The following is a 21,661-nucleotide window of genomic DNA, read 5'->3' as shown; positions in this document are numbered from 1 at the left end:
ATGTGGCGGTAAGCATGACGGCAGATGAGCGCGACGCAGTGTTCGCGTTGCTCGACGATTGCGACGCGACGGCGGCGCGCCGTTCGAGTCGTCTGTACACGGGTTTTGTGCATGAACGGGTTTGTGCGGACGCCGCGCAACTCGAAAATGTGTGCGAGACCGTGGCCGCGGACACACGGCGTGGTTTGCATGCCGTCGTGCTAGCCGACTATGAGTTTGGCCGGCATCTTCTGGACGGCGGCCTTTCTCACCAGGCATTGAAAGAAACGCAGCGTGGCCATGCCACGCTGCGTTTTTTATTGTTCGAACGTTGCGAGAAGCTGTCACGCGACGAGGTCGACGCGTGGCTCATGGCGCGCGACGGCGGAACCGTTGAGGCGTCGGTGGCGGGTACCGCAAACGTGCGTGCGAGCGTCGATCCAAAGCAATTTAACGAAGCGATCGATGCGATCCATGCCGCTCTGCGCGCGGGCGATTCTTATCAGGTCAACTACACGTATCGGCTTGGTTTCGATGTATTCGGCTCGCCGACCGCGCTTTATCGGCGGCTGCGAGTGCGTCAACCGGTTCCGTACGGCGCGTTGATCGGGTTGCCGGGCGACGAGTGGGTGCTGTCGTGCTCGCCGGAGTTGTTCATCGAGAAGGAAGGCTCGCTGTTGCGGGCCCGTCCGATGAAAGGTACGGCGCCGCGCTCGGAAGATCCTGCCGCAGATCGCGGCGCCGCCGATTTCCTCGCGAACGACCCGAAGAATCGCGCCGAAAACGTGATGATCGTCGACCTGTTGCGCAACGATCTGTCGCGCGTGGCGCAGACAGGCTCGGTCAGTGTGCCGGCGCTGTTTTCGGTCGAGCCGTATGCGTCGGTTTGGCAGATGACGTCGACGGTGCACGCGACGTTGCGCGCCGGCACGTCTTTCGCCGAGATCATGCGTGCGCTGTTTCCATGCGGCTCGATCACCGGTGCGCCGAAGCATCGCACGATGCAGTTGATCGAGGAGTTGGAAAGCACGCCGCGTGGCCTCTACACCGGCGCGATCGGCTGGCTCGATGCCACCACAAGCGAAAACACCTGCGGCAATTTCTGCCTATCCGTCGCGATCCGCACGTTGACCTTAACGCCGACCGCACAGCCGGGCGAACTGCAAGGCAAGATGGGGGTCGGCGCAGGCATCGTGCTCGACAGCGTCGTTGCCGACGAATATGCGGAGTGCCAATTGAAGGCCAGCTTTCTAACCGGCGCCGAGCCGGGTTTCGAGCTCTTCGAAACGATGTATGCGACGCGGGAAGAAGGCGTGCGGCATCTGTCGCGTCATCTCGCGCGACTCTCGGCGAGCGCCGCGACGCTGGGTTTCAAACTCGAAGACGAAGACGACATTCGCGCGCAAATCGCGGAGAAATGTGCGGCGTTGCCAACGCACACTCCGCACCGCATGCGACTCGCGTTGAGCAAAAACGGCGTCGCACAAATAACGACGGCAGTGCTGACGCCGTTGGCCGACGCGACGGTCGGCGTGCTGCTCGGACCGGATCACAATTTCCCCACGATGGACGCCAATGATCCGCTGCTGCGCCACAAAACCACGCGCCGCGCCGCATACGATCGCGGCTGGCGTGAAGCCGAAGCGAAGGGTGCTTTCGACACGCTGTTCTTCAACGAGCGCGGTGAGTTGACCGAAGGCGGCCGGTCGAACGTGTTTGTGAAGCTGGCGGGACGGTGGTGGACGCCGCCATTAGAGTCGGGCGTACTGCCCGGGATCATGCGAGGCGTGTTGCTGGAGGATACCGACCTTCGCGCTGCTGAACGCGTGCTGACTCGAGTCGATGTGCAGAATGCTGAAGCGCTTCTGGTGTGCAACGCGCTGCGAGGCGCGGCAAAGGCGCGCGTGCTGGGCTAAGGCGAAAGGGGCGTGGCGTCGCGACAGCCGCGCTCCCGGCTTCGGGCGCCGCATGCCGCCACGGCGGCTCAACTCTGGCGAACATGTAGCACGCGCATCACCCATCCAGACAGGCGTGCGCGCCAAGTCGATTCCCGCACGTCATGCGGTGCGGTGGCGTGCTCGCGGATTCCCGCTACGTCGATCAGGCAAAAGGGGCTCATGGTCATCTCTCTTCGGCTCGCGGCAGCGCCGCGTTAATGGGTAGACGAAGATAGACGACCACGTTTTCAGGCGATATCAGACGGGTCTCAAACAGGCGCAACCGCGCCCGATCAATGTAGTGCGCGAACGGACCGCATGTTCAGAACGTATGCTCCGGCCCCGGAAACGAACCGTCCTTCACGGCACGCACATACGCTTCCACTGCAGCTTGAATATTCGGCTGGCCCTGCATGAAATCTTTCACAAAGCGTGGCCGCTTGCCTGGGAAAATTCCCAGCATGTCGTGCAGCACCAGCACCTGACCCGAGCAATCCAGACCCGCGCCGATGCCGATCGTCGGAATCCTCAATTGCTTGGTGACTTCACTGCCGAGCAGCGTGGGAATCGCTTCTATCACGATCAGTTGGGCGCCTGCATTCTGCACGGCAAGGGAATCGCGCAGAACCTGGCTCGCGCCGGCGTCGGTCTTGCCCTGCACCTTGAAGCCACCAAACGCATGCACCGATTGCGGCGTAAGGCCGACGTGCGCGCACACCGGAATCGACCGCTCGACCAGAAAGCGCACCGTGTCCGCGAGCCACTCACCACCCTCGAGTTTCACCATCTGCGCGCCGGCGCGCATGAGTTCTACGGAACTCCTGAAGGCGTCTTCCGGCGTCCCATACGTGCCGAATGGCAGATCGGCGACCACCAGCGCCGAGGGCCGCGCCCGCGCGACGCTCGCCGTGTGATACGCGATTTCGCTGAGCGTGACCGGCAGCGTGGTCGTCTGGCCTTGCAGCACATTGCCGAGCGAGTCGCCGATCAACAGCACGTCGACGCCCGAGCGATCCAGCAGCGCGGCGAAGCTCGCGTCGTAACAGGTCAGCATGGCGATCTTTTCGCCGGCGTCGCGCATTGCCTGCAGTTTCGGCACGGTGATGGCGTTCCGGCTCGCTTCCTGCAAATAGGTCATGGGGAAATCCGTTGGAAAGAAGAGCGGCGCGTCGCTTAAAGCGACGTGCCTTTGACAAAGAATTCCTTGCGGCCGCGCATGGTTTCGATGCGTTCGGCGAGTAGCGCAAGGTCCGCGTCCGAGTCGAGCGGATTCAGGTGTTCAGCGTTGACCGTCAGCACGGGTGTGCGGTCGTAGTGATAGAAAAACTCGTTGTAGGCGTCGCAGAGCGCGTGCAGATATGCATCGGAAATCTGCAGTTCCATGGGCACCGCGCGTTTCTGGATGCGCGCGAACAGCACTTCGGGACTGGCTTGCAGGTAGACCACGAAATCCGGCGCCGGTGCGCTCACGTCGATTCGCGCGGCGAGGGCGCGATAAAGCTGCCACTCGTCTTCCTGCAGTGTCAGACGCGCGAAGATGTCGTTCTTCTGCGTCATGAAATCGGCGATCAGCGGTGTGCCCGCCACATGCGCGGCTGCCACGTCCTGGGCCTGCTGTGCGCGCTGCAACGCGAAGTGCAATTGCGTAGGCAACGCATAACGCGTGGTGTCGCGATAAAAGCGTTCGAGAAAGGGATTGTCCTGCGGCCGCTCGAACAGTTCCTGCATCGACCAGCGCTGGGCGAGCCGCCGCGCGAGCGAGGTTTTGCCGACGCCGATCGGCCCTTCGATCGCCAGATAGCCGAAGGGCGGTCGTAATTGAGGCGCAGTGACAGTGAGTGGCGGCGAATTCATTCGCAACGGCCCTTGTCCACAGTTGGGGCGCCGGCGCTCAATGCATTGAGCATCGGACACTGGCAGGGGCCCTTCACCTTTTCGATGCGTTGATCGCTCACGCCATTCAGCAGCGCCTCGGCACGGCCGTGTTGCGGGATGATCAGCGTTGGGTCGATCTCGATGAGCGGCACGAGTGCAAAGGCGCGTTCGATCAAACGTGGATGCGGCACGATCAGATCGGCTTCGTCGATCGATTGATCGCCGTATAGCAGGATGTCCAGATCGAGCGTGCGAGGGGCGTTGCGAAACGGCCGTTCACGGCCGAACTGATGCTCGATTTTGTGGCATAGCGCTAGCAGATGCCGCACGGGGAGCGTCGTGTCGACCTTCACGACACAGTTGAAATAGTCGTCACCGCCCGCGTCGATCGGGGCAGTGCGATACAGGCTCGACTTGGCGAGCACGGAGATGGTGTGCTGTTGTGCCAGGCACACCACCGCGTCTTTCAGGGTCTGGCGCGCGTCCCCGAGATTCGCGCCGAGGCCGAGATAGGCAACCGTCATGGCATAACTTCCTGCAACTATCGTTCGACGGCAATAGCCAACGCTGTGTCAGTCTTCGTGCGGGCCGTCATGACCCGCATCGCTGGCTGTGCGTTCGGCTTGCGTGCCGCCCTCCATTCCGTCGCCCGGTTTGCGGCTCCTCGCGCCACTGCTGCGCCGCCGTCGTTTTCTGGGGCTTCGGTCCTTCCCGCCTTGCGTGAGCAATGTCTCACGCGCAGCGACGTCTCCTTCGATGAACTCCGTCCACCACGCTCCGACCGACTCTTCGAGTTCGCCCGATTCGCAGCGCAACAGGAGGAAATCATACCCCGCTCTAAATCTTTGGTGTTCCAGCAGCTTCAGCGCGCTTCTTCCCGAGCGTTTCTCCAGGCGCAGCTGCAGACCCCAGATCTCGCGCATATCCGACGAAAAGCGCTTGTGGATCGCGAGTTTCTCGGTTTGCATGTCGAGGACTTCGTCCATCGCGCGATGCAGGGCCGGCACCGGATATTCACCGTTCGCTTCAAATTGCTGCCAGCGCGTCTGCACGTCGTGCCACAGCAGCGTGGCGAACAGGAAGCCCGGCGAAACCGGTTTGCCGGCGCGCACGCGGGCGTCCGTATTGGTCAGCGCGAGCGTGATAAATTTCTCGCCGATCGGCTGCTCCAGGACCACGTCGAGCAGCGGCAGCAGACCGTGATGCAGGCCTTCCTGGCGCAGACGTTTCAAACAGGCAAGCGCGTGGCCCGACAGCATCAGCTTGAGCATCTCGTCGAACAGACGCGCGGCCGGCACGTTGTTGATCAGATCGGCCATTTTGGCGATCGGTGCGCGGGTCGTGTCTTCGATCTCGAACTCGAGCTTGGCGGCGAAACGCACCACACGCAGCATGCGCACTGGATCTTCGCGATAGCGCGTGGCCGGGTCGCCGATCATGCGCAACAGACGCGCGCGCATGTCGGCCATGCCGTTGTGATAGTCCAGCACGGTTTGCGTGGCCGGATCGTAGTACATCGCGTTGATCGTGAAGTCGCGGCGCGTGGCGTCTTCGTGCTGCTCGCCCCAGACGTTGTCGCGCAGCACGCGGCCGCTGGCGTCCACCGCGTGCGTGCGGCGGTCGAGCTCGTCGCGCTTCAGGCGGCGCGGCGGCGCCGCGTCGGCTGCGGGCGGATCGACCAGCGCGCGGAACGTGGAGGTTTCGATGATTTCCTGGCCGAACTGCACGTGCACGATCTGGAACCGGCGGCCGATGATGCGCGCGCGGCGGAACAGCTTCTGCACCTGTTCTGGCGTGGCGTCGGTTGCGACGTCGAAGTCTTTCGGCTTGATGCCGAGCAGCAGATCGCGCACCGCACCGCCGACGATAAACGCGCGATGCCCCGCTTCCTGCAGACCCTCGGTGACGCGAATCGCGTTCCTCGAGATCAGCGACTGATCGATGCCATGCACGTCGTGCGGAATGATGACCGGCACGTCGGGGTCCCGCACGGTTTTGGCGGCCGGGCGCGCCGGTTTGCGGCGCGCTTTGGTGGCGCTGGACGCGTTGCGTGCCGGCGCCTCGCCGGCTTCGTCTGCTTCGGCGGGCGGGGTGTCGTCAGCGGGCGCCGGGTCCTGGCCGAATAGCTTGCGGATAAGTTTTTTGATCACGAGGGTTGAAAGAGTTCGAGGATGCGCCAGCCTTTGGCCTGCGCATGGGCGCGCAATGTGTCGTCGGGATTGGTCGCGATCGGATCGGTGACCTTTTCGAGCAGGGGGATGTCGTTGTGCGAGTCGCTATAGAAATAGCTGTGCTCGAAGTCGCTCCAGGTCTTGCCGAGCGATGCCAGCCACGCCTCGGTACGGACGATCTTGCCTTCCTTGTAGCTCGGCGTGCCGGTGGGGCGGCCGGTGTACGGCGAATGCGGCTGGCCGTCGACGGTTTCCGCTTCGCAGGCAATCAGCGCGTCGACGCCGAACGCCTGCGCGATCGGACGGGTGATGAATTCGTTGGTTGCCGTGACCACGCAGCAGAGATCGCCGGCTTCACGGTGCTCCCTGACCAGCTCCAGCGCGACCGGAAAGATCGCCGGCTTGATTACTTCATGCATGTACTGCGCGTGAAGGTCGGCGAGCTCGGCGCGCGTGTACTTGGCGAGCGGCGTGAGCATGGCGATCAGATAAGCGTGAATGTCCAGCTTACCGGCCTTGTAGTCGGCGAAAAAGCGGTCGTTTTCACGAGCGAAGTTTTCGGCGTCGACCATGCCTTGTTTCACCATGAAGCGGCCCCATTCGTGGTCGCTGTCGGTGGGAATGAGGGTGTGGTCGAGGTCGAAGAGTGCGAGGTTAGCCATGGGGGCCTATTTTACTTGAAGCGGCGGCGGGGGACGCGGATGAGGCGGATGAAGGCGGCGCGGCTCGCCGATCGTCGGCGTCGGGCGAGGCCAGCATGGTGCGCAGGAGCGGCAGCGTAACCGCGCGTTTCTGTTCGAGCGAGAAGCGGTCGAGCGCGTCGAGCAAGGCCATCAGACTCGGCATATCGCGGCGAAAATGCGTGAGCAGGTAGGCGGGGACGTCGTCGGCGAGCATGATGCCGCGCTCGCGCGCCGCGTGTTTCAGCACCGCGGCCTTGCCTTCGTCCGGCAGCGGCGCGAGATGAAACACGAGGCCCCAGCCTAGACGGGTGCGCAGATCTTCACGCACCGTCATGCCGATCGGTGCTGCATTGCCCGCGGCGACGAGCGCGCTGGTGGGATGCGCACGCACTTCGTTAAACAGATTGAACACGGCAATCTGCTGTGCCGCAGACAGGCCGTCGCAATCGTCGATCGCATACAGCGCGACGCGCGGGTCGAACGTGAAAGCGGCGAGGCTGCTTTGTGGACCGGCAAAACGTGCATGACCCGGCGGCGCTTCGTGGACCAGCGCCTGCAGCAGATGCGTGCGCCCGCTGCCGGCTTCGCCCCAGACATAGAAGGTGCGATCGGCCACTGGCCCGGCCGCGAGCGCGTTGTCGAGCTCGCGCAGCCGCGTGACCAGCTCGGCGTTGGCGCCGGCGAAGAAATTGTCGAATGTCGATGGCGGCGGGGTGCCGAGATCGAGCGTCAGTTGACGAAGCACAGTAGGTTAATGCCGAAAATGAGGCTTAGGCCGCAAATGGCCCGGATCGCGGGCCCTAAAACGTCCCTAAACAGTCAATGAGCAGTCAATGAGCAGTCAATGAGCAGTCAATGAGCAGTCAATGAGCAATCAGTGACTCAGTTGTTGTAAAGCGTGCTCGTCAGATAGCTTTGACGCAACTCGCGCATGGCTACCGACAGAATGGCGCTGACCGGCAACGCCAGCAACACACCGAAAAAGCCGAACAGTTGGCCGAACGCGAGCAACGCGAAGATTACCGCGAGCGGGTGCAGGCCGATCCGTTCGCCGACGAGGCGCGGCGTGAGATAAAAGCTCTCCACGATCTGGCCGACGCCGTAAATCAGCGCGACCGCGCCGAAGCCGTACCAGTCGCCGAACTGCAGCAGCGCCGCGAGGAGCGCCAGCGCCAGACCGGTTGCAAAACCGATGTACGGGATGAACACGGCGAGGCCCGTGAAAATACCCACCGGCAGCGCAATCTCGAAGCCGGCGATGGTCAGCGCAATCGCATAATAGACCGCGAGTACGCCCATCACGAGCAGCTGGCCGCGCAGGTATTGCGACAGCATCTGGTCCATGTCGCGCGCGAGTTGCAGCGTCTTGTCGAGCCAGCGGCGCGGCACCGTGCTCTGCATGCGAGCGAGCATGCGGTTCCAGTCGTACAGCAGATAAAACAGCACGAGCGGCACCATCACGAGATTGCCGACCACCGTCATCATCACGTTGCCGCTGGTGCGAACAGAGGTCCATACGTAGAGCGCGACCTGCTGCGCGCTGCCTTCGAGCTGGCCCATCACGAGATCGCGGATGCTGGCGAAATCGAGCGAGTCGGCGAGGCCCAGCAGCGCCAGCTTGGGTTGCAGCCAGGCGCTCACGTGGGCGAACAGCACGGGCACCTGCTGTTTCAGTTGCGGCCCTTCTTTCTGGATGACGGCCAGCACCAGCAGTACGAGCAGCGTCATCAGCAACGAGAACAGCAGCATCATGAGCAAGGCGGCGAGTCCGCGCGGCACGCGCCGGCGCACCATCCACGCGACGCCCGGTTGCAGAATGTACGCGAGAATGGCGCCCAGCAGGAACGGCGTGAGGACCGGGCTCAGGAGCCAGAGCAGAATGCCGACGACTAGCGCGATCGCCAGCCAGATAAAGGCGCGGCGCTGCACAGGTGTCAGGATCGAGGAGTTCTGTTGCAAAGTTATTTCCCTGGTGTCGTCGTGACCGGAGGATTCAGGATGATTCAAATTCCAGCCAGCCGGCCGGCAACTGTATGGGATCAGAGTAAGCGCTGAAGCGCCAACTCTGGTCGGCATCGGGTAAAATCGCATTTTACCGACCTTCGAGCGCTTCCCCATGAATCAACCGAAATCCGCCCCGAATTCAACTGATTCGGCCCAAGGTTTGTCGTATCGCGACGCTGGCGTGGACATCGACGCAGGCGACGCCCTTGTCGACGCGATCAAGCCCTTTGCCAAAAAGACGATGCGCGACGGCGTACTGGGTGGCATCGGCGGGTTTGGCGCGCTGTTTGAAGTGCCGAAGAAATATAAGGAACCGGTGCTGGTTTCCGGCACCGACGGTGTCGGCACCAAGCTGCGCCTCGCATTCCAACTGAACAAACATGACACCGTCGGCCAGGATCTGGTGGCGATGAGCGTGAACGACATTCTGGTTCAGGGCGCTGAGCCGCTGTTCTTCCTCGATTATTTCGCCTGCGGCAAGCTGGACGTCGGTACCGCGGCAACGGTCGTGAAGGGTATCGCGCATGGTTGCGAACTGTCGGGTTGCGCGCTGATTGGCGGCGAGACGGCTGAAATGCCGGGTATGTATCCGGACGGTGAATACGATCTGGCCGGTTTTGCGGTCGGTGCGGTGGAAAAGAGCAAGATTATCGACGGCAGCACGATCGCCCCCGGCGATGTGGTGCTGGGCCTGGCCTCCAGCGGCATCCATTCGAATGGTTTTTCGCTGGTGCGCAAGATCATCGAGCGCGCACAGCCGGATCTGAATGCGGATTTCGACGGCCGCTCGCTGGCCGATGCGCTGATGGCGCCCACGCATATTTATGTGAAGCCTTTGTTGGCCTTGATGCAGCAGATCGCTGTGAAGGGTATGGCGCATATCACCGGCGGTGGTTTGGTCGAGAACATTCCGCGCGTTTTGCGTGAAGGTCTGACGGCTGAGCTGGATCAGCATAGCTGGCCGATGCCGCCGCTGTTCTCGTGGCTGCAGAAGCACGGCGGCGTGGCGGATGCGGAAATGCACCGTGTGTTCAACTGCGGGATCGGCATGGCGGTGGTGGTTGCAGCTGCGGATGCTGACGCTGCGATCGCATCTTTGTCGGCGGCTGGCGAGCAGGTCTGGAAAATCGGCGTGATTCGCGAAAGCGCGCCCGGTGAAGCGCAGACGGTAGTCGTGTAACCAGCCTCAGCTTGACCCAAGGCTGGTTTGCCTGCGCGGCGTACAGAAAGAACGCGCCGCGCGGGTGAAACCTCAAGTTAGCTCTTCAATCAAACTCACGACCTGCCCAGTAGCATTGGGGTCGCAGCAATCAACAACAACCCGCTCTGTCATGCTGCGCAGCCATGTGAGCTGTCGTTTGCACAATTGCCGGGTAGCAAACACCCCCTTGTCTCGCATGGTCGAGTAATCGACCGCTCCGTCGAGATATTCCCAGGCCTGCCGATATCCCACGCAGCGCATGGACGGCATCTCGGGCAATAAATCTCCGCGCTCGCGCAATTTCACCACTTCGTCGATAAAGCCGTCAGCCAGCATGGCGTCGAAGCGCTTTTCGATGCGCGCATGCAGCCAGCTCCGATCGGATGGCTCGAGCGCAATGGGCACAAAGCGCCAAGCCAAAGCGGCGTCATCCGTTTGTGCGGGCGCGGCTAGCAGAGTGGACATTGCTTGCCCTGTCAGCATGAAAACTTCGAGCGCGCGTTGAATTCGCTGCGAATCGTTCGGCGCGAGGCGTGCGGCCGTAACGGGGTCGACAGCGGCAAGCCGCGCATGCATTGCCGGCCAGCCGTCGCGTGCGGCATCGGCGTCGAGTGTCGCGCGAACATCGGCATCGGCGGTGGGCAGGTCGTTTAGCCCTTGAGTGAGCGCCTTGTAGTACAGCATTGTTCCGCCGACCAACAACGGCAGCCGTCCGCGCGCGCTGATCTCGCCGATCAGGCGCAACGCGTCACTGCGAAATTCCGCCGCCGAATATGCGTCCGTCGGATCGACGATGTCGATCAGATGATGCGGCGCCACCGCGCGTTCTTCCGCTGTCGGCTTGGCGGTGCCGATATCCATCTCGCGGTACACCAGCGCCGAATCGACACTGATGATTTCCACCGGCCGCCGTGCGGCCAGCGCCAGCGCGGCAGCGGTTTTGCCGGACGCGGTCGGGCCGAGCAGGCAAGGGATCGGCGTGGGTGTGCGTGAAATGCTTGAGGTCATGGGCAAGACGGCGCGCACCAAATCAACGTAATCAGGCGCACCGTCATTGCCCACGCATGAACAGCCGATCGAGATCGGACAGCGTCAACTGATACCACGTCGGACGCCCGTGGTTGCATTGGTCGGCGCGCTCGGTCGCCTCCATCTGGCGCAGCAGGGCGTTCATTTCGTCGAGAGTCAGACGCCGGTTCGCGCGCACCGCGTGATGGCAGGCGAGCGTGCCGAGCAGTTCGTGCTGACGCTCGGTCAATACGCGTGAACCACCGAACGCATGCAGGTCCGTGAGGACCGCACGGGCCAGCGCCTGCAGATCGGCGTCTTTCAGCAACGCGGGGACGGCACGGATCGCGAGCGTAGTTGGCGACAGTACGGCGAGGTCGAAGCCGAGTGCGTCCAGCGTGTCACGCTCTTCTTCGACCGTGCCGATTTCGATCGGATCGGCCTGCATGGTCTGCGGGATCAGCAGCGGCTGCACGGCAATCGTGCGATCGGCTAGCGCGTTCTTGAACTGCTCGTACAGGATGCGTTCGTGCGCCGCGTGCATGTCGACAATCACGAGGCCATGCGCGTTCTGCGCGAGCACATAGATGCCGTGAATCTGGCCGAGGGCAAAGCCCAGCGGCTGCTCGTCCGAGACATTGAACGCAGGCGATGTGTACGGCCCTGAGGCGTTGTACGGGGACGGCGCTTCCGTAGCCGAGTCGCGCGCTTCGAAGAGCGTCGCGCCTTCCGCTGTGCCGGTGTTCGTGTCTCTACGGCCGAAAAGGGCGTCGTAGAAGGCCAACGGTTGGGCAACCGGTAGCGTGCCTTGTGTCATGCGCGCCTGACGCATCCAGGTATTGCCCGGCTGCGAGGATCCGCCACCAAAGCCGCCGCCGAAGCCGCCTGCGCCAGCACCGGTGCCAAAGCCACCGCCGCTTCCAACGCCCGCGCCGCCGAGCGGTGTAGCGCCGAACGAAGCCGGACCACCCAGAGACGCTTCCAGATGCGCCGCGTGCCCACCGGCGGTCGTTTCCGGCGACGCGCCCGCGTGCCGCGCCAACGCACGCTGCACGGCGTGGAATACGAACTGGTGAATCGAGCGTGAATCGCGAAACCGCACTTCGATTTTCGACGGATGCACGTTCACATCGACCGCTTCTGGCGGCAGATCGAGAAACAGCACGTAGGACGGATAGCGGTCGCCGTGCAGCACATCTTCGTAGGCGGCGCGCACGGCGTGCGTGAGCAGCTTGTCGCGCACGAACCGGCCATTGACGAAGAAATACTGCTGATCGGCGCGTCCGCGGCTCGCGGTCGGCAAGCCGGCGCAGCCGTAGACGGCGAGGGGTCCAGCGGATTCGTCGAGCGGCAAATGAGCCGTCGCAAAGGTCTCGCCGAGGATCTTGGCAACCCGCGCGGGCGGTTCGCTGGCGTTCCAGTGTTCGACCGCCTTACCGTTGTGTAGGACCGAAATCGCCACATCCGGCCGCGCCAGCGCAGCGCGGCGAATCTGTTCGAGGCAATGGCCGAGTTCGGTCTGCTCGCTTTTGAGGAATTTGCGGCGCGCGGGCGTGTTGAAGTACAGCTCGCGGACTTCGATCGTGGTGCCCTGGGTGCCCGCGGCGGGGCTGAGCACTCCGGTCTGCGCGTCGACGCGCACGGCGTGCGGTGCGTCGGCCGTGCGGCTCGTGATGGCCATCTGCGCGACGGATGCAATCGACGCCAGCGCCTCACCGCGAAACCCCAGCGTGGCAACCGCTTCCAGTTCGGCGAGCGAGCGGATCTTGCTGGTCGCGTGACGCATCAGCGCGAGCGCGAGCTCGTTTTCGGGGATGCCGCAGCCGTCGTCGGTGATAGAGATGCGTTTGACGCCGCCTTCGTCGAGCAGGATGCGCAGCGTCTGCGCGCCGGCGTCGAGCGCATTTTCCAGCAATTCCTTGACCACCGAGGCCGGCCGCTCGACCACTTCGCCGGCGGCAATCTGGCTGATCAACTGATCGGGCAGGGGCTGGATCGCCCGCAACGGGCGTGGGACGGGCGCTGCGGCGGAAACTGCGGCCGCGTCGGCGGTGCCGGCAGGCGTTTCGGAGAATTCTGACATGGCGAAATTATAGCGATTCGGCGCGAACAGGCTGGATGCGGGCCGAAGGTAGGAATCGCCGCGGTCTTGCGGCCGGGGACCACAGAACTGCCGAATCGCTGCGCGGCGCCGAAATTGCCCGCATGCGGCAGTTTTTTAATCGCAGCCGGGCACTTTCGGTATCATGACGCGGTCAATTTCCGGCGGCGAGCACGCGCTCGCTGCGCATCGCCCGCAAGGCTGCTGACGCGGCCGCTCCCGGCACGCTCACATTCGCTTAATAAAGGACGCTTTTTGGACACGCTGCTACAGTTCGCCAACCTTGTCTTGCACATCGACAAGTTTCTGGGAGTCTTTATTCACGAGTACGGCGCCTGGGTTTATGCGGTGCTGTTTCTGATCGTGTTCTGCGAAACCGGGCTGGTCGTTCTGCCGTTTTTGCCGGGCGATTCGCTGCTGTTCATCGGTGGCGCTTTTTGCGCGACCGGTGAGATGAATCTCGGTTTGCTGATCGTGCTGCTGCTCATCGCTGCGGTCGTCGGCAACACGGTGAACTACATGGTCGGGCGGTCTATCGGGCCTCGGGTGTTCAACTCGCACATCCCTTTCCTTGAACGCTTCCTCGACCGCAGCGCGCTGCAGAAGACTCATAACTTCTACGAAAAACACGGCGGCAAGACCATCGTGCTGGCGCGTTTCATTCCGGTGGTGCGGACTTTCGCGCCATTCGTGGCGGGCGCGTCGGAGATGACGGTTAGCCGGTTCCAGCTTTTCAATATTCTGGGTGCGCTGCTTTGGGTGTTGTTGCTAGTGTTTCTCGGTTACTTCTTTGGCAACATTCCGTTCATCCGTCAGTATTTGAACCTGATCGTGCTGGTGGGTATCGGCGCGGCCGTGGTGCCGGTTGTGCTCGGCGCGGTATGGAAGATGACACGTAAAAACGCCGCGGCCAAGCCGGGTAGCCACTAACGCTTCACCTAGTAAGAAGCTGAACGAACAAACGGCGTCGCGAATCTCGCGACGCCGTTTTCGTTTTGCGCTCTGGCGTCTGATCGGTTGAAGCGCTGAGACAGCGAAGAACGCTTCACCTTAGCGGACGTCGGGCTGGATCTAGAGACCTACTAAACCCCGATCATGCTCAACTGACGATGCGCGGTGCAATCGGTGTTTCCGGTGTCGGATAGCCTGCATCCTTGAAGGTCTGGATGATCGCGCGGTTGGTGTCGAAGTAGACCTGCCAATAGTGGTCGGTGTGCGTGTAGGGCCGCACGCACAGTAGCGGTCCTTCTGGCGTGAAGCTTAGTACTTCGATATCCGGTGCGGGACTCTCGGCCACGTTGGGGATCTGCGTAACAGCCGCCTTCAACCGGACCATCGCATCCGTAGGATCGACGCCGTTCGCAATCTTCGCGGTCAGCTCGACGCGCCGCACCGGCAATGCGCTGTAGTTCGAGATTGTGTCCGAAAAGATCTTGTTGTTGCCCACAATGGTTACCACGTTGTCGGGCGTTACGATGGTCGTGCCGAATAGCCCCAGTTCCGAGACCGTGCCCGTGACGCCGCCCGCCATCACGAAATCTCCCACCTTGAACGGCCGCAGCACCTGCATGAAGATGCCTGCCGCGAAATGGGCGAGCAAGCCGCCCCACGCCGTGCCGATTGCAAGGCCGAGGCCGGCGAGCAACGCGGCGAACGAAGTAGTCTGGACGCCGAACACCTGCAGGATTGCAAGGATCAGCAGCAGGTTCAGCAGTGCGCCGAGAATCGAACCGAGGTAATGAGCGAGTGTTGGATCGACGCGGCCGTTTTTCGACAACAGTTTGCGAAGCAAGCCGGTGATGAGGCCAATGACCCACCGGCCGACGATCCACAAGACAATTGCGCCGAGTACCTTGGTGCCGAGGTCGATGCCTCGGGTCATGATGAATACGCGTACGGTTTCGAGATCCAAGATGTTCCTCGCTGGTTGAGTTGCCTTCGACTGATTGAACGGCGGTAGTGCAATACAGCGGCAAATGCCCGGCGACGGGCGCACACGGTAAATCTCGGTCTTCGAAAGTTATACGCGACGGCGCGCGCAACCGCAAGGTCCGTTCCTGTTGATGATGCGGATTGCGTAATGGAAGAAAGCGGGCTGCGTGGGCTTACATCGGCAGATGAGATTCGGAATACGGGGACGTTCGAATGACCAGCGTGTTGTGGTTAGTTTTGACGGTGCGCGCGCGACGTGCCACGTAGCGCGACGCCAATGCGGCAATGGCTGCAAGCGCATACGCGCCGGCGCGTTCGAAGAACGCGGTAGGCGTGCTGAATCTGCCGTAGCGGCTCTGCGCATCGGCGAACACGAGGAAGGTCAGCGCGGCGTCGAGTAGCAAGGCGGCAGAAACCAGCGCTACGAAAATGTGCGCGCCATTGAGCGCAGCGCTGGGTACGAGCCGGTTGCACAGATGACATGCGCTCAGCACGATAGCGAGCAAAACGAGGTTTGAGACGAGGTCGAACAGAAAATTGGTCATGTTGACGGAATGAAAGCGCAGAGGTATGTGGCGTTGCCAAAGCGTTTGCTCACGCAGCGTTGCAGCGTGATTCGCAGAATCGGCGGCGATCATTGCACGTCTTTATGTCTCAATAAATATCAATGTTCGGAGTCCGTTGTATCTGTTCAGGATCGGAGAGGCGTGATGTAAGAGAGGTCTCGTGGTTGCGTGAGGTTTTGTGATTGACGCTGTGAGAATGCTTCGCGCGCGTGTAAAGGGTGCGGCGATATCGTTTCGATTTCACCGATTTCGCTCATCACTCAAACGGCGTTTTCGCGACGTCATTCGGTCGGGGTGATGCGAGCGATACGGTGTGAACGGTGAGGGCGTGATTCGCCCGGACCTCGCGCGGATTCGAGCCGCAAAAAGAAAAGGGCTTGCGACGCTGACGCGTGCAAGCCCTTGAATCTTTTGGTAGGCCGTACGGGATTCGAACCTGTGACCAACGGATTAAAAGTCCGCTGCTCTACCAGCTGAGCTAACGACCCAAAAGAGAAGCGAGATTATAGCGATGACACCCGCAGGTTGTCAACCCATGGTGGTGGGTCGAATTTTCTGCACTTCAGATAGTGAAAAGCCCAAGGTATCGCTACCCTGGGCTTTCCAGCGAGAGGCGCGCGTGACTATTGATTTGAAGACTGCGTGGCCACTGCGCGTTACATCAACTGCCAAACCTTGTACGACTGACTACTTGATCTGCGACAGCTTGCTCTGAGCCGACTGCGCGACGTCCGTGCCGCTGTACTGCGCAACGATCTGCTCCAGCGTCTTCTTGGCCGCAGCCTTCTGACCTTGCTCGAGCTGATTGTTCGCAATCGCGAGCAACGCTTCCGGCGCACGTGGATGCTGCGGATACTTGGCCACCACACCTTGCCAGGTCGCCGTCGAGCCCTTGTAGTCACGCAGCGCGTACAGCGCGTTGCCGAGCCAGTACTGCGCGGTCGGCTGGTAGGGGCTGTTCGGAAACTTGGCGATGAAGCTGCGGAACGACGCCGCCGCATTCTTGAAGTCGCCGTTGCGGAACTGCTGTGAAGCCGCGTTGAACGAATCGGTTTCACCCGGCTGCACCTCACCCTGGACGCCGTCCACCGTCTGTTGCTGCGGCTCGAATTTCTTCAGGCGCGTGTCCAGGTCGGTGTAGTAGTCCTTCTGCTGTTTTTGCAGCGTGGTGAGTTGGTTGCCCATATCTTCGTTCTGCCCACGCAACGTCGCGACCTGCTGATTCAGCTGATCGAGGCGGTTGGACTGATCGAGGATCGTGCGTTGTGCGGCCGACAGCTGGCTCGACAGGCTATCGGTCTTCGAGCGCAGATCGAGAATGGCCTGACGGGCCTGATCGTCGTCGAAGATGCCTGCATGCGCGGGCACAGCCGCGAAGGCCGTGCCCGCGACGCAGGCCGCTGCGGCAAACCGCAGCCAGGAGAAACGATGCGTCATTCGGCTCATCACCTGTTACTTACTGTTGGTACACGAGGTCGGCGCGGCGATTTTGTGCCCACGACGATTCGTCATGACCGGTAGCTTGCGGCTTTTCCTTGCCGAGGCTCACGGCTTCCATTTGCGAGTCCGTCACGCCCATCAGCGACAGCGAACGGCGAACCGCTTCTGCACGCTTCTGGCCGAGTGCCAGGTTGTATTCGCTGGTGCCGCGTTCGTCGGTGTTGCCCTGGATCAGGACGTGACGTTGCGGATGGCTCTTCAGGTATTGCGCGTGTTGTTGCAGCAGCGATTGATAGTCGTCCTTGACCGAGTAGCTGTCGAAGTCGAAGTAGATGCTGCGCTTGGCGAGCGGGCTGTTCGGATCGTTCAGCGGATCGACGTTGACCTGAGCGACATCGGTCGGATTCGGTTGCGTCGAAACTGCGCCACCCTTGTTAGCGTTTTCGTCGAGCTTGACGCCCGAGTGACATGCGGCCAGCGCACCGACCATCAATACGGCAAATGCGAAACGAAGTTTTGACATCATTTTGTTACTCTCCTTGTGTTGTTGCATGAACGTTACTGCATAAACGGGCCCCAGGATGGCTCGCGTACGCTGCCACCCTGAACGGACAGGACCTGCCGAGTGCGACCGTCGGTCGATACTGCGGCCAACACGCCACGGCCGTTCACCTCTGTGGCGTAAAGAATGTACTGACCGTTCGCCGCGAAGCTCGGCGATTCGTCGTGTGTGGTGTCCGTCAGGCCCGTTGCCGTGTTGCCTTGCAGGTCCTGGATATACAGCTTGAAGCCGCCGCCGACGCGCGAGATATAGGCGAGCTGCTTGCCGTCCGGGCTTACGCGCGGGCTGGTGTTGTAGCTGCCCGTGAAGGTCACGCGTTGCGCGGCGCCGGCGTTTTCGCCTTGGGCCGACATCTTGTAGATCTGCGGTTGACCGCCGCGGTCGCTGGTGAAATAGATCGACTGGCCGTCAGGAGAGAAGCACGGTTCGGTGTCGATCGAGCTGCCTTGCGTCAGGCGCCGCAGGCCGCTGCCGTCTGCATTGACGGCGAAAATCTGTGTGTTGCCGGTGCGTGAGAGCGCGACGGCTAGCGTGCGGCCGTCCGGCGACCATGCCGGCGCACTGTTGTTACCCTTCTGGTCCGATACGACCACGCGCCGGCCCGTAGGCAGGTCGTGGATGTAGACGATCGGCTTCTTCTTTTCGAACGAAACGTAAGCGACCTTGGTGCCGTCAGGCGACCATGCCGGCGAGATGATCGGCTCGGGGCTCGACAGCGCGATGTGCGCGTCCTGGCCGTCCGAATCGGAGATCTGCAACTGATAACGGCCACCGGTCTTGATGACGTACGAGAGGCGCGTGGCGAACACACCGCGGCCGCCCATCAGCTTCGCGTAGATATAGTCCGCGACTTTGTGCGCACTCATGCGCAAGCCGCTTTCCGGGCTCACCAGCACGAGGCCACCCAGGCTTTCGCCCTTGACGGTGTCGTACAGCTTGAAGCGCACTTCGTACTGGCCGTTCGGCAAACGGTTCACGCTGCCCGACACGAACGCGTTGGCGCCCTTGGCCTTCCAGCTGCCGAGGTCGACGGAATCGGTTTCTGCGACGGGCGTGCTGCCCGCGTCGATATTCGTGAATTTGCCGCTGCGTTGCAGATCCTGACGCACGATCGTACTGACCTGCTGCGGCGAGTTCGCTTCATTGGCGAAATTCGCCGTTGCGATTGGAAACTGGGTGGACCCGACGCCTGTCACGAGGACGTTGAGTTGTGCGTGGGCGGCGCCGCCGACGGCGATCAAACACGATGCTACAAGTGTCCGCAGGCCTAGCTTGGTCATCAAACTCATGCTGAATGGTTTCCCCAAAAACGGTTTTACTAACACTTCATGACAGCAGAGAGACCCGAAAACAACTAATTCGTTCCCGGCCACGCCGCGCTGGGCGGGGCGCGGCGTCTGCTGTCAACTGACTGTCAAACTGTTGCAATCAACCTGCTGGGCGCAACGTAATCTTGAAGCTGGTCGGCGTCTTCCCGTCGATGTCCTGAGGCATCGGATTGGAACGCTGGACGGCCCGCAGTGCCGCATCGTCCCACGCCGAGTTACCGCTGCTGTGCGCGATCTGCGCGTCCAGCAGCGTGCCTGTCGGCGAGCAGCGCACGGAGATGACTGTCTCCAGACCTTCCGTTTCGCCACCCCACGAGATGTTCGGACGCACCACACGGCGCACCTTGTCCGCGTAACCCGGCGATGTCGCCGTGCCACCCGAGCCGCTACCTGTGCCGCTCTTCGCAAGTCCATTGCCGGTCGAGCCAGGAGCGCCCGCCGAACCTTGCATCTGGGCCAGCCGTGCACGACGTTCCGCGTCCAGCTTCTTGGCTTGCGCCGCTGCATCGGCCTGCGCCTTGGCCTTCGCCGCTTTCTGCGCATCAGCCTTCTTCTGCGCCTCAGCGTCGGCCTGTTTCTGCTGTTCCTGCTGCTGCTTTTGCTGATCGGCCAATTGCTGCTGTTTCAGCTTGTCGGCCTGCTGCTGTTGCTGTTGTTGCAACTGTTTCTGCTTGGCCGCCGCGGCTTTTTGCGCAGCCTGATCGGCTGCCAGTTGCTGCTGGCGCTTCGCCTCGGCTTCCTGCTGGGCTTGCAGCTTCTGCTGACGCAGTTGCTCGGCCAGTTGCGCCTGACGGGCCGCTTCCTGCTGCTGGCGTTTCTTTTCCTGCAGCGCGATGTCGGCCTGTTCATCCGGCAGCGGCGGGGCAGGGGCGACAGGAACGGGTGGCGGTGGGGGCGGGCGCGGAATAGCCGAATCCGGCACCTCGGTCCACAGTTCTGCTTCCGCGCCTTCAGGCGTGCTGTTCTGCCATTGAATGCCGTGATACAGGAAGAACCCGAGCAGCGCGTGCATCACCAGGGCGAACACAAAGGCTCGCCAGGTGCCGCGTTCACGCGGCGGCTGAAGCGGGTATTCGGAATTCTTGCGGATCATTGTGATTTGACGAGCAATCCAACGCGCTTGACACCCTGAGCCTTCAACTCGGACATCACGTTCATCACGACTTCGTACTTCACGGTCTTGTCGGCGGCGATCACGACAGGCTGGTCAGGGTGCGACTGCGCGCGGTCCGCGATAAAGCCGTGCAGATCGGCCTTGGTCATGTCTTCCTGCTGCTGCGCGCCCGCGTCGTCCTTGTATTTGACGCTCATATTGCCGTCCGCGCGAATATTGACGATCACCGGCGGGGTCTGCTGCTGAGGCGCGGAGCCGCCGACGGTCGGCAGATTGACGATCGACGGGGCGACGAGCGGCGCGGTCACCATGAAGATCACGAGTAGCACGAGCATCACGTCGATGTACGGCACGACATTGATGTCGGCCATCGCGCGGCGCTGACGGGAGCCGCGCATGCTGGAGGAAGAGCCTGCCATCGTGGACTCCTTACTGTGCCTGACGCTGCAAAATGTTCGAGAACTCTTCGATGAAGGTCTCGAAGCGGATCGCCAGACGGTCGATGTCGTGTGCGTAGCGGTTGTAGGCGACCACGGCGGGAATCGCCGCGAACAGGCCGATTGCGGTGGCGGTCAGCGCTTCGGCAATGCCTGGAGCTACGTTCGCAAGCGTAGCCTGCTGCACGTTGGCGAGGCCGCGGAACGCATTCATGATCCCCCACACCGTGCCGAACAGACCGATATACGGGCTGACCGAGCCGACCGACGCGAGAAATGCCAGATTTGCCTCGAGCACGTCCATTTCACGCTGGAACGCGGCGCGCATGGCGCGGCGTGCGCCGTCGAGAATCGCGCCCGAATCGTTCAGGCGCTTTTCCTTGCCCTTCAGGAATTCGCGCATGCCGGACTCGAAAATCCGTTCCAGTGCGCCGATCGTGTGGCGGTTGTTCGCGGCGCTCTGATAGAGCGCCTGCAGGTCGCCGCCCGACCAGAAATCGCGTTCGAAGCGTTCAGTTTGCGCGCGCGCCCGGCGGATCGCAAACCACTTGCGGAAGATGAAAGTCCACGACAACAGCGACAGCAGAAGCAGCAGCGCCATGACGGCCTGCGCCAGCAGGCTCGCATTGAGTACGAGAGAAACGATCGACAGATCTTGTGTAGTGTTCATAAAGGTTCGTTTTAACGTCCCGGAAGGGGGCGTCCGGCTGCAAGGTCACTCGAAGCTTGCCGTGAGCAAAACGGAAGCATCGGCGATATTGCAAGCCGAACCATGCTTTGTGTTGCTTGATCGATACGAGTTCACTGGCCCCGTAACAACGGGGTTCAGTCGTTGTCCGTTGACATGCCACCGTCGTTCACGCCCGGCCCACGCCGCAAAGCCGCGAGAACCGGCGGAGGAATCGCGACCGGCCGCAGCGCAATGCGCTCGACGCAGCCGACCCGGATGGAACCGGTAGCAAGCAGCGTGCCGTCCCGCCATGCTTCCTGCGCAAAATCGACCGACGCGCGGCCAAGACGTTCGATTCGGCTCACCACTTTGACGACATCGTCGAGCCGGGCCGGTGCCCGATAGTCGACTGCGGTGCTGCGCACGATGAAAATTGCGCCCGATTCGCCGGCGAGACGGTTCTGGTCGACGCCGCACGCGCGTAGCCATTCGGTGCGCGCACGTTCGAAAAACTTCAGATAATTCGCGTAAAACACGATGCCGCCGGCGTCGGTATCTTCGTAGTACACGCGGATTGGCCACGTGAAGCCGATTTCCGTGCCGGGCTGGCTGGTCGACATATTCATGCGGCGCATTTTACCGGAACGCACACC

The 21,661-nt window shown here is 62.0% G+C and carries 21 protein-coding genes and 1 tRNA gene; 3 read left to right on the top strand and 19 right to left on the bottom strand.

Annotated elements, in window-relative coordinates:
- The first annotated feature begins 14 nt into the window (after window positions 1–14).
- Window positions 15–1,895 (top strand): aminodeoxychorismate synthase component I, encoded by a 1,881-nt coding sequence (pabB, locus tag M0D66_RS31925; RefSeq protein ID WP_266212534.1) that lies wholly within the window; start codon window positions 15–17, stop codon window positions 1,893–1,895.
- 343 nt (window positions 1,896–2,238) lie between these two features.
- Here pabB and panB read toward each other — a convergent pair whose 3' ends face one another.
- From panB to M0D66_RS31890, 7 genes are all read right to left on the bottom strand, one after another.
- Complete coding sequence (gene panB / locus M0D66_RS31920; RefSeq protein WP_200619333.1) at window positions 2,239–3,054, bottom strand: 3-methyl-2-oxobutanoate hydroxymethyltransferase; 816 nt, start codon at window positions 3,052–3,054, stop codon at window positions 2,239–2,241.
- A 35-nt stretch (window positions 3,055–3,089) separates the two neighbouring features.
- Complete coding sequence (locus tag M0D66_RS31915; RefSeq protein ID WP_200619332.1) at window positions 3,090–3,770, bottom strand: deoxynucleoside kinase; 681 nt, start codon at window positions 3,768–3,770, stop codon at window positions 3,090–3,092.
- Window positions 3,767–4,315: a 2-amino-4-hydroxy-6-hydroxymethyldihydropteridine diphosphokinase gene (gene folK / locus M0D66_RS31910; RefSeq protein WP_266212533.1), complete on the bottom strand. Its 549-nt coding sequence runs from the start codon at window positions 4,313–4,315 to the stop codon at window positions 3,767–3,769. Before folK ends, M0D66_RS31915 begins: the two co-directional genes overlap by 4 nt.
- Window positions 4,316–4,363: 48 nt before the next feature.
- Window positions 4,364–5,941: a polynucleotide adenylyltransferase PcnB gene (pcnB, locus tag M0D66_RS31905; RefSeq protein WP_093644657.1), complete on the bottom strand. Its 1,578-nt coding sequence runs from the start codon at window positions 5,939–5,941 to the stop codon at window positions 4,364–4,366.
- Window positions 5,938–6,624 carry an HAD family phosphatase gene (locus tag M0D66_RS31900; RefSeq protein WP_093644659.1) on the bottom strand — a complete coding sequence of 229 codons (687 nt, stop codon included), beginning with the start codon at window positions 6,622–6,624 and terminating at the stop codon, window positions 5,938–5,940. The genes pcnB and M0D66_RS31900 overlap by 4 nt, the downstream gene beginning before the upstream one ends.
- Window positions 6,617–7,390, bottom strand: coding sequence for a DnaA regulatory inactivator Hda (gene hda, locus M0D66_RS31895; protein WP_054040965.1), 774 nt, complete (start codon window positions 7,388–7,390; stop codon window positions 6,617–6,619). Before hda ends, M0D66_RS31900 begins: the two co-directional genes overlap by 8 nt.
- Window positions 7,391–7,527: 137 nt before the next feature.
- Entirely contained in the window at window positions 7,528–8,604 is a 1,077-nt protein-coding gene (locus tag M0D66_RS31890; protein ID WP_093644661.1) for an AI-2E family transporter, read from the bottom strand.
- 157 nt (window positions 8,605–8,761) lie between these two features.
- On the opposite strand from M0D66_RS31890, the gene purM reads away from it, so the two are divergent.
- Window positions 8,762–9,829: a phosphoribosylformylglycinamidine cyclo-ligase gene (purM, locus tag M0D66_RS31885; RefSeq protein ID WP_200651163.1), complete on the top strand. Its 1,068-nt coding sequence runs from the start codon at window positions 8,762–8,764 to the stop codon at window positions 9,827–9,829.
- Window positions 9,830–9,901: 72 nt separating this feature from the next.
- Here the strand turns inward: purM and miaA are convergent, their stop codons facing one another.
- The gene (miaA, locus tag M0D66_RS31880; RefSeq protein ID WP_211707047.1) at window positions 9,902–10,858 is read right to left on the bottom strand and encodes a tRNA (adenosine(37)-N6)-dimethylallyltransferase MiaA; all 957 of its coding nucleotides are present in this window, start codon (window positions 10,856–10,858) and stop codon (window positions 9,902–9,904) included.
- A 43-nt stretch (window positions 10,859–10,901) separates the two neighbouring features.
- Window positions 10,902–12,941, bottom strand: a complete 2,040-nt coding sequence (gene mutL, locus M0D66_RS31875; protein WP_266212532.1) for a DNA mismatch repair endonuclease MutL — start codon at window positions 12,939–12,941, stop codon at window positions 10,902–10,904.
- Window positions 12,942–13,214: 273 nt separating this feature from the next.
- On the opposite strand from mutL, the gene M0D66_RS31870 reads away from it, so the two are divergent.
- On the top strand, window positions 13,215–13,889 hold the full coding sequence (locus tag M0D66_RS31870; RefSeq protein WP_093644667.1) for a DedA family protein: 675 nt from the start codon (window positions 13,215–13,217) through the stop codon (window positions 13,887–13,889).
- A 169-nt stretch (window positions 13,890–14,058) separates the two neighbouring features.
- Here the strand turns inward: M0D66_RS31870 and M0D66_RS31865 are convergent, their stop codons facing one another.
- The 10 genes from M0D66_RS31865 to ybgC all read right to left on the bottom strand — a co-directional run bounded on the left by M0D66_RS31865 (window position 14,059) and on the right by ybgC (window position 21,643).
- A complete protein-coding gene (locus M0D66_RS31865; protein WP_211702955.1) occupies window positions 14,059–14,871 on the bottom strand; it encodes a mechanosensitive ion channel family protein in 813 nt (270 codons plus the stop codon).
- 193 nt (window positions 14,872–15,064) lie between these two features.
- Entirely contained in the window at window positions 15,065–15,436 is a 372-nt protein-coding gene (locus M0D66_RS31860; RefSeq protein ID WP_200619347.1) for a hypothetical protein, read from the bottom strand.
- 433 nt (window positions 15,437–15,869) lie between these two features.
- Window positions 15,870–15,945 (bottom strand) — tRNA-Lys (locus tag M0D66_RS31855).
- Between the two features lie 199 nt (window positions 15,946–16,144).
- Window positions 16,145–16,894, bottom strand: a complete 750-nt coding sequence (ybgF, locus tag M0D66_RS31850) for a tol-pal system protein YbgF (protein WP_093644671.1) — start codon at window positions 16,892–16,894, stop codon at window positions 16,145–16,147.
- Window positions 16,895–16,913: 19 nt separating this feature from the next.
- Window positions 16,914–17,423, bottom strand: a complete 510-nt coding sequence (pal, locus tag M0D66_RS31845) for a peptidoglycan-associated lipoprotein Pal (RefSeq protein WP_035552920.1) — start codon at window positions 17,421–17,423, stop codon at window positions 16,914–16,916.
- A gap of 32 nt (window positions 17,424–17,455) precedes the next feature.
- A complete protein-coding gene (gene tolB, locus M0D66_RS31840) occupies window positions 17,456–18,748 on the bottom strand; it encodes a Tol-Pal system beta propeller repeat protein TolB (RefSeq protein WP_093644673.1) in 1,293 nt (430 codons plus the stop codon).
- Between the two features lie 139 nt (window positions 18,749–18,887).
- On the bottom strand, window positions 18,888–19,880 hold the full coding sequence (gene tolA, locus M0D66_RS31835; protein ID WP_093644675.1) for a cell envelope integrity protein TolA: 993 nt from the start codon (window positions 19,878–19,880) through the stop codon (window positions 18,888–18,890).
- Window positions 19,877–20,320 (bottom strand): protein TolR, encoded by a 444-nt coding sequence (tolR, locus tag M0D66_RS31830; RefSeq protein ID WP_093644677.1) that lies wholly within the window; start codon window positions 20,318–20,320, stop codon window positions 19,877–19,879. Before tolR ends, tolA begins: the two co-directional genes overlap by 4 nt.
- A gap of 10 nt (window positions 20,321–20,330) precedes the next feature.
- Window positions 20,331–21,008 carry a protein TolQ gene (tolQ, locus tag M0D66_RS31825; protein ID WP_012431821.1) on the bottom strand — a complete coding sequence of 226 codons (678 nt, stop codon included), beginning with the start codon at window positions 21,006–21,008 and terminating at the stop codon, window positions 20,331–20,333.
- Between the two features lie 155 nt (window positions 21,009–21,163).
- Entirely contained in the window at window positions 21,164–21,643 is a 480-nt protein-coding gene (gene ybgC / locus M0D66_RS31820) for a tol-pal system-associated acyl-CoA thioesterase (protein ID WP_093644679.1), read from the bottom strand.
- Between the last annotated feature and the right edge of the window lie 18 nt (window positions 21,644–21,661).

The sequence above is a fragment of the Paraburkholderia sp. SECH2 genome, from assembly GCF_030464795.1.
In the GTDB taxonomy this organism is placed as follows: domain Bacteria; phylum Pseudomonadota; class Gammaproteobacteria; order Burkholderiales; family Burkholderiaceae; genus Paraburkholderia; species Paraburkholderia aspalathi.
The sequence above is the reverse complement of the archived record's forward strand: the minus strand, read 5'-3'. Positions and strand labels throughout refer to the sequence as shown.